General features: G+C 28.7%; 8 protein-coding genes and 1 tRNA gene. 7 read left to right on the forward strand and 2 right to left on the reverse strand.

Annotated elements, in window-relative coordinates:
* Window positions 1–1,007 precede the first annotated feature (1,007 nt).
* The 4 genes from EDL80_RS04695 (at window position 1,008) to EDL80_RS04710 (ending at window position 3,031) form a co-directional block, all read left to right on the forward strand.
* A complete protein-coding gene (locus EDL80_RS04695; protein ID WP_158407018.1) occupies window positions 1,008–1,739 on the forward strand; it encodes a F0F1 ATP synthase subunit A in 732 nt (243 codons plus the stop codon).
* Between the two features lie 69 nt (window positions 1,740–1,808).
* Complete coding sequence (locus EDL80_RS04700; RefSeq protein WP_011155516.1) at window positions 1,809–2,030, forward strand: F0F1 ATP synthase subunit C; 222 nt, start codon at window positions 1,809–1,811, stop codon at window positions 2,028–2,030.
* Between the two features lie 9 nt (window positions 2,031–2,039).
* The gene (locus EDL80_RS04705) at window positions 2,040–2,543 is read left to right on the forward strand and encodes a hypothetical protein (protein WP_158407019.1); all 504 of its coding nucleotides are present in this window, start codon (window positions 2,040–2,042) and stop codon (window positions 2,541–2,543) included.
* A complete protein-coding gene (locus tag EDL80_RS04710) occupies window positions 2,540–3,031 on the forward strand; it encodes a hypothetical protein (protein ID WP_158407020.1) in 492 nt (163 codons plus the stop codon). Before EDL80_RS04705 ends, EDL80_RS04710 begins: the two co-directional genes overlap by 4 nt.
* Window position 3,032: 1 nt before the next feature.
* Here the strand turns inward: EDL80_RS04710 and ftsA are convergent, their stop codons facing one another.
* The gene (gene ftsA, locus EDL80_RS04715) at window positions 3,033–4,262 is read right to left on the reverse strand and encodes a cell division protein FtsA (RefSeq protein WP_158407021.1); all 1,230 of its coding nucleotides are present in this window, start codon (window positions 4,260–4,262) and stop codon (window positions 3,033–3,035) included.
* Between the two features lie 1,444 nt (window positions 4,263–5,706).
* The gene (locus EDL80_RS04720) at window positions 5,707–7,158 is read right to left on the reverse strand and encodes a TrkH family potassium uptake protein (RefSeq protein ID WP_158407022.1); all 1,452 of its coding nucleotides are present in this window, start codon (window positions 7,156–7,158) and stop codon (window positions 5,707–5,709) included.
* A gap of 1,830 nt (window positions 7,159–8,988) precedes the next feature.
* Between EDL80_RS04720 and EDL80_RS04725 the strand changes: the two genes are divergently transcribed.
* The 3 genes from EDL80_RS04725 to ftsH all read left to right on the forward strand — a co-directional run bounded on the left by EDL80_RS04725 (window position 8,989) and on the right by ftsH (window position 12,261).
* Window positions 8,989–9,078 (forward strand) — tRNA-Ser (locus EDL80_RS04725).
* Window positions 9,079–9,112: 34 nt separating this feature from the next.
* Window positions 9,113–10,429, forward strand: coding sequence for a tRNA lysidine(34) synthetase TilS (gene tilS / locus EDL80_RS04730; protein WP_158407023.1), 1,317 nt, complete (start codon window positions 9,113–9,115; stop codon window positions 10,427–10,429).
* Complete coding sequence (gene ftsH / locus EDL80_RS04735) at window positions 10,426–12,261, forward strand: ATP-dependent zinc metalloprotease FtsH (RefSeq protein WP_158407024.1); 1,836 nt, start codon at window positions 10,426–10,428, stop codon at window positions 12,259–12,261. Before tilS ends, ftsH begins: the two co-directional genes overlap by 4 nt.
* Window positions 12,262–12,942 lie beyond the last annotated feature (681 nt).

The following is a 12,942-nucleotide window of genomic DNA, read 5'->3' on the forward strand; positions in this document are numbered from 1 at the left end:
AATAATCAATTTTAAACAACCTTTCATAATCAAGTATATCAACAAAACTAGATCTTATACAAAACTTTCTCAAATTTAAAATATTAACTACCTACAATAAACATTAAGATATATTTATGTTATCAACATACCTAGATAAATACCACTCTATCTGCTAAAATATTACCTCGTGTAATGCTATTTCAACAACAATATCTTAAAAATATACACAACTTTAACTGTTAACAGAATATAACCCATAGAACTTAAGAATTTGCTCACAATAAAATCTGCCAACAATTATTGCTTCTAACTCACGTTTTATTGCATAACAATCCATTATTAACATTTAATCATAATTATAGTTTATAATTCATATGAAACAGAAAAAATTTAAATTTCGGTTCTATATTATTAAATCTTATTACAATATTACATTTTAGGAAGTAATACAACTAGATAGAAAACTAACAACATAATTATAAATAAAATAGCTATTGTTTTATTAAAATTTATACACAAATTAAGAAAATTTGAATTTTCCAAAAAATACACTACGACTGAAGAAGTACATCTACTATTTACTACTACTATAAAAACAGATTACATCAAACATGAGGGAGACCATCACTTAATATTAAAGTAATCACACCACACGTATTTCTTTAATAACAAGAAATGTTAGTAGTATCTATCTATCAGCCTAACTAAAGTACTTTATCATTATATTAAACATTCAGGACATACCTAAATAAGGCATAAATAATACCTTTGCAAGTTAAAGTATTTCAATAGTATCAAAATTCACTAAATATATTGGTTATTTAACTTTGAATATGTATATTCTTAATATTATCAGATATCTCTTATGAACAATACATCTATTTTCTCAGACTAAAAGCACCTATTGAATTCCCTAAATTAACATGGTTGTCTATCTACATAACTGCGATTGACTAACTAATTACAGTTGATATGATTAGGTATAGTAAAATTCTATTATCATTATACGTTTGTACGGAGAATAAATGTCAGCAAATCCCTTAGACCAATTTAGGATTTCCACTATACTTAAGCTACCTGACATTGGTGGATATAACATCGATTTTACAAATGCTTCATTATTTATGGTATTATCCACATTTTTAATTTCCCTTTCTTGTCATATCGGATTAAGGAAAACAAGCATTATCCCAAATGCATTACAGTCAATAATAGAAATTATTTATGATTTTATTGTCTCCACAATAGAAAGTAATGTTGGTAAAGAAGGGTTACAGTATATACCATTAGTTTTTACAATATTTACATTCATTCTGGTGTGCAACCTTTTAGGTATATTACCATTAGGGTTTACTGTAACAAGTCACATCGCAGTAACCTTTGCAATATCAATGGTTGTATTCATTAGTGTTACAGCAATAGGGTTTAAACATCAAGGAACACATTTTCTTCATATATTATTACCACAAGGTACACCCATGTGGTTAGCACCAATGATGGTTCTAATTGAGTTATTTGCTTACTGTGCACGTCCTGTAAGTTTATCAATACGACTTGCCGCTAATATGATAGCAGGTCACACAATAATCAAAGTCATAGCAGGGTTCGTTATAAATATGAACATATTCTTAACACCTCTACCTATAGCATTTATTATAATACTTATTGGTTTCGAAATATTTGTTGCAATTTTACAAGCATATATTTTTACAGTTCTGACTTGTGTATATCTATCAGATGCAATTAATAAACACTAAATTTTAGCAATTGACTTCATATAATGATGTACTTATAATGCTTCTAGCTTTTTATAAAGGTAAGAGTGTATGGATTCTTTAAAGTTTATTGCTGTGGGATTAAGTGTTTTTGGTATGGTTGCTTCCGCATTAGGAGTTGCAAATATATTTTCTACTATGCTTAACGGACTAGCACGTAATCCTGAAACAGAAGATAAACTAAAAAAATATGTTTATACTGGCGCTGCTCTAGTTGAAGCAATGGGCTTATTCTCCTTCTTATTAGCCTTATTATTAATCTTTGTAGCTTAATATAGACTCATGGGCATAATACCACAATTAGATATTACATCCTACCCTTCTCAGTTGTTCTGGTTTTTCTTATCGTTTGGTATTTTATACCTTATAGTGAGCAAAAATGTGCTACCAAAGATTGAAAATATAGTAAGAAATAGGTATAATATTACAAGAGGTGCTATCAGTTCTGTTGAAGAAGATTTAAATCATGCACAGCAAGAACTAGATAGACAGCTGTTAAAGCTCAATGAAGTACAGCTGGAAGTAGATAGGATTATAAATTCTGCTCTCAAGGAGGTACAAGATGCTAATGAAAACCTCATGGTTATGCTTAATCAGGAGATACAAAGCATGTTTAAAATGGCAGACGACAGCTTAAAAGATATGAAACATCAGCTTGAGCAACAGTTAATTGGTCTTGCTTTTGATATAGCATTGGTATATCACAATAAGCTATTAGGTATTGATTGCGCTGATAAAAACAAGTTACGTGACATAACGATTAAGGTATATAAGGAAAGGATATGATATCTGCATATTTTATTATTAACCTTGCATTTTGCATCGGTATTTTACTAGCTTTTTCTCCGTTACGTAAAAAGGTTAGGCAACTCTTATCAATGCGGTTAAACAAAGTAAAAAGAGAGGTCACATTACCAGATAATCTCCAAAAACAATCCAAGATATTATCAAATAAGGCAACCCTTCAAAGCTATGAAATAGAGAAGGCCATTCATGAAATACTAAAAAAAGCACATGAAGAATATGATGCAATCATAGCTGCTCACAAAGCCGACATCGAAGCTACACTAGAAAAACACTTAGATGTTGCAACTAAAAAGATATCAGATCAAGTTTCTACAATGGCTCAATCTTTAAAGCTAAGTACTATAGATGTAGCAACAATTGCAATTCAGGAATTGATAAAAGAGTCAAATGAACAAAATGAGAACCAGCAAGATAATAATGGTGTAATCTCTACTCTAGATCGTGACTTAAGAAAAAAATTACATTAATTTACCCAGTCTTTACTGGGATTAATTTTAAGAGTTTTCTCAATACATTATCTTTTTTAGGCTCAGTTTTCCTGTACGTATATAGTGTATTTATAATAAGAATTACAGCACCTACAGCTGCGGAAAAAATAGGGCTACAAACATTATCTTGAATACCATTTAATTTTATTGGTAAACCTACCCTTACTTGTTTGTTTAAAACAGAACTTGCTACTTCCTTTATATTAGACAACTGGCTAGACCCACCAGTAATAACAATCTTATTAATCAAACTTTTTTGCTGTCCAATTCTGTCACTTACTATTTCAAAAATTTCTTCTACCCTTGGCTTAATTATTCGCACTAAATCAGAACGTAAAACTGAAAGAATCTCTTCATCTCCAACATCAGCTTCAACCACACCATCATTATCTGAATGTATTAACATAGCATTTCCATATAGTACTTTAATACGTTCAGCATCTTTAGCGTTAACACACAATCCATAAGCAATATCATTAGTAATATGAATACCCCCTAGCGGTATAGTATCCGCATATACAAATTTTCCTTTATTAAAAATACCAATAGAAGTATACCTCCCTCCTATATCAATAATCATAGCACCTAATTCTTTTTCATCATCAGTAATACATGACAACCCTGAGGCATAAGACTCTGACATACACCCAGCCAAACTTAAATTACAAGAAGTAATACAATTTTCTATGTTTAATAATGCAAACTTAGAAGCAGTAACAACATGCATATTAGCCTTTAGTTTACTTCCATACAAGCCTTTCAGCTCTGTAATATTATTCAAACCATCAAGATGGTATAACACAGGAATATTATGAATTACAACCTGATCTTCATGACATTTTTCATATGTTTGTAACAGAATCTTTTTGATATCAGAGTCTGAAATCTCATGCATTGTTGAATCTATTTCATTAACCATATCTGTAGAATGCATATCACATCCAGAAACGTTTACATATACTTTACTTACTGTTTCTTGTGTCATCTGTTGAGCAGATTTTACACACGATAATATCGAACGACTAGCAGATTCTATATTAGTAATAGTACCTCCATTAATTCCTTCAGCAGCCTTATATCCTACCCCTACAATTTCAGGAGGATTACCACCAGATACTTTAACAATCAAACATATTACTTTTGTAGAGCCAAGATCTACAACAGCAAAAACAGTCTTTCTTATATCTGTAATAACAGAGGAATGTAACATATTCATATTCGGTAAACATTTATCGGATTATAGCATGAGCTATTACAAGTGTCCATGTTTATACACTATACAATAGAAGATCAACTAGTTTTCAAACTAAACACATAATTAATCTCTAACATATAATATGTTGAGTAAATCTATAATTACATTATCAACTATTATTATCTATAGCTATATAATTAGTTCCAGTGTTGTTTCTAATGAATAAAACATACATTTATTTCAGAATTTCATTAATATATAATATTAGTTGATTATTGCAAATCCAAACACAGAGATTTTACATAGAATGTAAGAGATAATATTACACTACAAAAATTACACAGAAAACAATATTTCCAAAACAATCAGATACTTACACTATAAATCCATTGTTATATCTTTTAAGATAGTACATAGAATAGCAATTGTAAGGACATTACTTATGTTACACACATAATAGCACATTGTTTCACAATGTGATGTGCTGAGAACTTATAATTAGAAAAATAATCAACATAAATTAATTCACCCATTACACATTATTAAAGACTACAGATAAAATAACTTTTTTAAAATATTAGATATTCACCCATCACTTCATTGTTATATCTTTCAATACAGTACATTAAACAGTAATTATAAAGACGCTACTTATGTTACACACACAATAATATAATAGTACATTGTTTTACAATGTGATGCGCTGAGAACTTATAATTAGAAAAATAACCAACATAAATTAATTCACCTATTACACATTATTAAAGACTACAGATAAAATAACTTTTTTTAAATATTAGAACATTTACCCATCACTTCATTGTTATATCTCTCAATACAGTACATTAAACAGCAATTATAAAGACGCTACTTATGTACACACACAATAACACAATAGTACATTGTTTTACAATGTGATGCGCTGAGAACTTATAATTAGAAAAATAATCAACATAAATTAATTCACCTATTACACATTATTAAAGACTACAGATAAAATAACTTTTTTAAAATATTAGACATTCACCCATCACTTCATTGTTATATCTTTCAATACAGTACATTAAACAGTAATTATAAAGACGCTACTTATGTTACACACACAATAGTACATCGTTTTACAATGTGATGCGCTGAGAACTTATAATTAGAAAAATAATCAACATAAATTAATTCACCCATTACATATTATAAAGATTACAGACAAAACAATATTTTTAAGAATACCGGGTATTTACGCTATAAGTTTTTACACTTCCTTAAAATAGCAAATCAAATAATACATATGATAAAAAATTACTCACGCTACATTTGACAACAATAAAATAGCATACCACAAATACCAGCACAGGAATTCATTATTAACAGCACAACAAATACAATATTAAATACTTAAATTTATCACGATATTCTTTTGAAATAGCAAATTAAACAATAAAATTGTTGTCATAGGTTAAACCTACCTACGCCTAAATATATTCTGCACTATTAAATACATACAAACATAAAATGGCATAATCTCCAACCTTCCCATTAACATTAAAAAAGACAATAACAATTTTACTGAAGGCAACAAGTTATAATAATTATATTTTGGACCTACTATATTTCCTATACCAGGACCTGTATTACTAAAAGTCGCAACTACTGCACTAAACGCAGTGATCACATCAACCCCACTAATAGAAACAAGGATAAACCCTACAAACAATATAAAAATATAGAGAATAAAGAACAATCCTATATTATTAACAGCAACATTATCAATACATTTTCGTCCATATCGAATAAGACTTGTTTTATCAGTATGTAATAAACTATTAGTATAACGGTTGATAGCTTTAACTAATAATCCAATTCTATAGACTTTAATTCCACTATTAGTAGATCCACTACAACCTCCCATAAGCATTAGAACCATCCCTACTACAGAGAAAAAATACCAATCATTATAATCATAATTAATAAAACCAGTAGAGCTACTTAACGAAACAACAGAAAATATAGAATATCTGAATGTATTGAAAAACGAATACCTAGACAGTACTTCATCATAACAACATACTATGATAGACAGCCCTGAAAAGAACAATAGAATCATTGCAAATAAAATCACCTGCTCATCATAAAAACACTGCTTTGTAATCATTTTTAAATACATAATAAATGGGCAAGAGCTCAATAGCATAAATACTATTGCTATAGCTTCAATATACACATTATTAAAATGTTGCAAAGAATCATCATAATTAGAAAAACCACCAGTAGACACAGTAGACATAGCATGACATATAGCATCAAAACCTGACATTCCTGCTACTAAATATAAAATTGCGCATAAAGTAATAAAAACACAATATATAATAAAAATACACAGAGAAGATTTAACTATGCCGTATTTAAAATTTTTCGATATATCTGAAGATTCTGAACGATACAACTCATATAGACCAACAATCTTTAAGCAAGGAAAAAGGAAAATACCAGTCATAATAATCCCTAACCCTCCTATAGCATTCAACAAACACCTCCATATCAGAAGACCCGGCGACTTATCTTGTAAATCAGTAAATATTGTTGCACCTGTAGTAGTAAGACCAGATACTGATTCAAAAAATGCATTAACATAAGAAATCTGAGCATCAAACATAAATGGCATTGCCGAAATTATTGACAGCATAATCCATACGCTCACTGTAATAAAGAAAATCTCTTGCTTTTTTACACGAGATAATTTTCCACAAAATATACAAATAAAACTAAATAATAAAGTAATAAAACACGCACAAAAAAGACCCTGCCAAGCATATCCCGTATAATAATTAACTACAACTGGAATAAGCATCAAAAACACAAAAACTAAAGAAAATACACCAGTAATAAAAATTATACTACGTAAGCTTTTATACATTATTTTTATATATTTAATATTTTATACTTTTGTAATATAGAATAATTAATACATAATTAACTATATTCGGGTTAGCGCATTTTATTACAAGGAACTAAGCGCTTTCAAAATTTATAGATACAAATATTACTTACATTCAACAAGCTTAACTTAAGAACAGTACACAAAAATACATACCCATATTATCTTACATTTTTTATTAGATTATCAATATCATAGACAAAACATGATAACTGTTAAACCTAGATAAATAACAAATACATGTTTAAACACTACAAAAATTCTATACTTAAATTATCTTAGCAGAATAAAATACTATATATCACCTATCCTATTTTTTTGATAACAAATATTATTATATAGGATATTACTATTCTTACTGAACACATGTTGTTAAATATTACATGCTTGTGTACATGCCACAAAAAATAATAAAACATTTACCTATAATATTGCAACTTCTTACAATTATTTAGGGCTTCATCAAATGAGTATATATTCATAAAAACCACATTTTGTGTATATATCTACGAAACAATATAAAGATATCTATTAAGGCTATCAAAAAAATACATTCACATCCTGCATATTAACTAACATATTACTTAAGTATAAAAAACATAAACTACTATCTATAAATTTTAGGCACATCCAAAACATAATTAAAATTATCTAAAAACTGATATTCTATACTTAAAAATCACCATATTACCCTAATTATCCAAAGTATTAACAATCACAAACAATGTATCCATAATAGGTTAGAAAAAATAATTATTAATTCACTCAGAAATATTCAATAATACAATAAGCTAATATACTTTTATACTACAATTACCATATCAATTGATTACTAAACGCACTAAAATCAATAAATAACTTCTTGGTAATACCGCTAAAACAACTTAAGACTATAAATTCATCCATTAAAATTAAGGTATATCCAATACATAATAAACTAATATACTAAACTATAACCACCGTGTTAAGTTGACCATTAGAAGCATTAAAAATCTGCAAATAATACTTTTAAAAATAGCATAAGATCACCAACTAATTTATCACATTTAAGGTATACTCAATGCATAAAACTAAATAAACCAATATACCATGCTACAATTATTGTATTAATTCGATTATCAAAAGTTACTAAAGATCAATAAATAACATTATTGGTAATACTCTTAAAACAACCTGAAATTATAAATTCATCCATTAAAATTAAAGTATACTTAATACATAAATCTAAAAAACTAACACATTATACTACAACTATAACACTAATTTGATTATCAAAAGTTATTAAATATCAATAAATAACATTACCAGTGATACTCTTAAAACAACCTGAAATTATAAATTCATCCATTAAAATTAAAGTATACTTAATATATAAATCTAAAAAACTAACACACTATTCTAAAACTATAGCACTAATTCGATTATCAAAAGTCATTAAAGATCAATAAATAACATTATTGGTAATACTCTTAAAACAACCTGAAATTATAAATTCATCCATTAAAATTAAAGTGTACTTAATATATAAATCTAAAAAACTAACACACTATACTACAACTATAGCATTAATTTGATTACTCAAAACATTAGGAATTAATTAAATAATACATTTACAATAATTTTATAAATATTTTTTAAAATTAACACTTTTATAAAAAACCTATTAAGTTAAAAATAAACTCACCTACTATTATAAATTTCTAAATTACATATAAATTGTATTTTGACATAAGATTTTGTTCAGTACTATGACTAAATAACATTTTTATGATGGACTGTATAAGAACTCATAACTATAATGGTGTATTTGGAAAGGTGGCTGAGTGGTCTAAAGCGCACGCCTGGAAAGTGTGTATACAGTATTCTGTATCGAGGGTTCGAATCCCTCTCTTTCCGCCACTCATCTTTATTTATAGAAATTTGTGTTTACACTATGTATTCAAGAACAGACCTTGAGCTATTATTTAAAACAAAAGTTCAAAGTTTACAGGGTAATTATGCAATTGCAGTTTCTGGTGGAATAGATAGTATGGTACTACTACATCTATCAGCAACATGCAATACAAAATTTACTCCTATAATACTTACAGTGAACCATGGACTACGTTTTGAAGCAGCACAAGAAACATCATTTGTATACCAATATTCACAAAATTTAAACCTAAAATGTCATATACTAAATTGGTATGGAGAAAAACCCAAAAGTAACATTCAGTCTTCTGCTAGACAGATCAGATATAGTTTACTCCTACAATGGTGTCATGAAAATCAAATAAACTATTTAATGGTAGCACATCAAAAAAATGATCAAGCAGAAACTATTATGATGAGGTTAGAAAGAGGTAGTGGCTTAGATGGATTAGTTGGAATGCAAGAACACACATACATAAACAACATTTGCATACTAAGACCACTACTAAGTGTAAGCAGAGAAGAATTGATACACTACGCAAACACAAAAAACATTAAATGGATATATGACGTTAGCAATGATAATACAAAATATAAAAGAACTATATACCGTAACATATTAAAAGAAGTTGATAATACAGAAGAACTAATTAACAGATTATATAAAACTTCAATACATATCAAACGGTCTCTAGACTGCATACTACACTATGTAAGATTAGCTATTGATGAACATCTAGAGTTCAATAATCTTGGATTTATCAAGATAAAACTAAATTCATTTTTCCGTCTTCCAGAAGAAATATCACTAAGACTTTTCACATATTCTATTATGTCAATTGGACACAAAAAATATAAACCAAGGTATCATAAGCTTAACAATATATTTCAGAAAATACAAAATAATGAGCTTACAAAACCACATACCTTTTGTCATTGTAAAATCACTAAAAACCAAGAAGATAATACCCTCTGCATAACTAGAGAAATATCAACAATAGATAATATCATTATTGGTCCTTATTCAAAAACATCAATAACATGGGATAATAGATTTAAAATATACACCAATAATCCTAATAATTACAGCATTACTATCTCGAGTTTAAACAAGAGCTATATTCCTGAAAATCTCAAGAAATTAAATAGAGAAGCAGTACGCTGTTTACCTATACTAAAATATCAAAATAAAATTCTCGCTTATCCTCTACAAAATCATCTTATAGATGATTATATTAATATGGGGGAAGCAATTATAACAATTAAGGAAGTACTAATAAAACAAAACTTTATTAATCTCACTTACAGTAAGTTTATCAGCAGGGAGCATTTGCTATGAGAAAAATAATTGAAGGGTTAGCCATTTGGATTATAGTAATTGTGTTAATTGCTGGAGCATATTCCCAATTTAATGATAAGATTATAAACAGCAATACAGTTAAACTACCATTTTCAGAATTTTTAAATAAGGTTGAACACGATGAAGTTGAAAGTGTAAACATAAACGAACGCAACATTACTGGTACACTGAAAAATGAATCTAAGTTTCAAACAACTGGTGTAGTATACGACAACTTAATCAAAACACTACACAATAAACAAATAACTTTTTCATTTCTACCTCAAGATACATTACTTGGGATATTAGGTAGTATACTCATCTCTTGGTTCCCAATGCTATTGCTGGTTATAATATGGTTTATATTTTTAAAACGCATGCAAATAGGTGGTAATCGTACCATAAATTTCAGTAAATCACGTGCAAAATTAATGACAGAAAATCGTAATAAGGTAACTTTTAACGATGTGGCAGGAATTGATGAAGCAAAAGAAGAATTAGTAGAAATTGTAGAATTCCTAAAACATAGACAAAAATTTCAGAAATTAGGAGGAAAGATACCAAAAGGATGCTTACTAATAGGATCACCCGGTACTGGAAAAACTTTGTTAGCTCGTGCAATTGCAGGTGAAGCGAATGTACCTTTCTTTAGCATATCAGGTTCTGATTTCGTAGAAATGTTTGTAGGAGTAGGAGCAAGTCGTGTACGTGACATGTTTGAACAAGGTAAGAAAAACGCTCCGTGTATTATATTTATAGATGAAATAGATGCAGTAGGTAGGCATCGTGGAATTGGCTTAGGTGGAGGTAATGATGAACGAGAACAGACATTAAACCAATTACTCGTTGAAATGGATGGTTTTGAGTCTAATGAAGGAGTAATCATCATTGCTGCAACCAATCGTCCAGATGTTTTAGATTCAGCTTTGTTAAGACCTGGAAGATTTGATAGACAAGTTACTATAGGTATTCCAGATATTAATGGTCGCGAAAAAATAATCAATGTACATATCAAAAAAGTGCCAACTGCTCCAGATGTAAATATCCGTACTATAGCACGTGGAACACCAGGGTTTTCTGGTGCTGATCTTGCAAATCTAGTCAATGAAGCAGCACTAATTGCAGCAAGATTAAATAAAAAAATTGTAACTATGAGCGATTTTGAATATGCAAGAGATAAAGTTATGATGGGCGCTGAAAGAAAATCACTCATGATGACTGAAGAAGAAAAAAGATTAACAGCATATCACGAAGCAGGACATGCAATTATTGCATTTTTCACACCAGCTTCTGACCCAATACATAAAGCAACTATTATTCCACGTGGAAGAAGTCTAGGATTAGTAATGCGATTACCTGAATCAGATCGTGTATCTCATACACGCGAAAAAATGATTGCAGACTTGACAGTATCTATGGGAGGAAGAGCAGCAGAAGAATTAATCTTCGGATACAATAAAGTAACTAGTGGGGCTTCATCAGACATAAAACAAGCAACTGATCTTGCAAAAGCTATGGTTATGAAGTGGGGTATGAGTGATAAGATTGGTCCACTATATCATAACGATGAAAAAAGTGAATCTATCTCCAATAACTTAGCAAATTTAATAGATGAGGAAGTAAAATCAATAGTAACCTCTGCACTTGACAGAGCAAAAAGTCTATTGAATGAACACTTAGCGTCATTACATATAGTTGCTAAAAATTTATTAGAGTTTGAAACTTTAACTGGAGAAAACATCAAAGACATAATAAATGGTAAAGAACTTACTAAAGATACTATAGAAAATGACCAACCTATTAGAAGACTATTCACATCAAAGGGTCAATGATGTTAAATTATTGGATCAATAGTTATGAGCACTACAAGCAAGTAATCTACTGCTTGTTCATTATTTAATATGCTATAAATAAGTCATTTAGACTTACTTAGTAAAAAAAGTAATATGCAATCCTCAAAGTACTACACACAAAAATATAAGTTTCAAAACCTATTAATAGGATCAAAACATTACATTGGATCGTTTACCCAAACCTAATTATTTCTCATTCAATTTAGAAAAAAATACTCCTCTAACATCCTTTACAATATACAAAATTGTATAAACTTATCTTATTATTATGTAATCCTCAAAGTACTACACATAAAAACATGAACTTCAAAATCCACTAATACGATCAAAACACTACATTGGATCGTTCGCCCAAACCTAATTATTTCTCATTTAATTTAGAAAAAATACCCTTTCAACATTTTTTATAATATACAAAATTGTATAAACTTATCTTATTATTATGTAACCCTCAAAGTATTACACACAAAAACATAAGTTTCAAAACCTATTAATAGGGTCAAAACATTACATTAGATTGTTCACTCAAACTTAATTATTTCTCATTTAATTTAGAAAAAATACCCTTCCAACACTCTTTATAATACACAAAATTGTATAAACTTATCTTATTATTATGTAACCCTCAAAGTACTACACATAAAAACATGAACTTCAAAA

This window comes from Ehrlichia ruminantium (assembly GCF_009728835.1).
Taxonomy (GTDB): Bacteria; Pseudomonadota; Alphaproteobacteria; order Rickettsiales; family Anaplasmataceae; genus Ehrlichia; species Ehrlichia ruminantium_B.

Coding starts and splice junctions, on each gene's coding strand:
- EDL80_RS04705 (WP_158407019.1), top strand. CDS start 2,040: ATGGGCATAATACCACAATTAGATATTACATCCTACCCTTCTCAGTTG.
- EDL80_RS04700 (WP_011155516.1), top strand. CDS start 1,809: ATGGATTCTTTAAAGTTTATTGCTGTGGGATTAAGTGTTTTTGGTATG.
- ftsA (WP_158407021.1), bottom strand. CDS start 4,262: ATGTTACATTCCTCTGTTATTACAGATATAAGAAAGACTGTTTTTGCT.
- ftsH (WP_158407024.1), top strand. CDS start 10,426: ATGAGAAAAATAATTGAAGGGTTAGCCATTTGGATTATAGTAATTGTG.
- tilS (WP_158407023.1), top strand. CDS start 9,113: ATGTATTCAAGAACAGACCTTGAGCTATTATTTAAAACAAAAGTTCAA.
- EDL80_RS04720 (WP_158407022.1), bottom strand. CDS start 7,158: ATGTATAAAAGCTTACGTAGTATAATTTTTATTACTGGTGTATTTTCT.
- EDL80_RS04695 (WP_158407018.1), top strand. CDS start 1,008: ATGTCAGCAAATCCCTTAGACCAATTTAGGATTTCCACTATACTTAAG.
- EDL80_RS04710 (WP_158407020.1), top strand. CDS start 2,540: ATGATATCTGCATATTTTATTATTAACCTTGCATTTTGCATCGGTATT.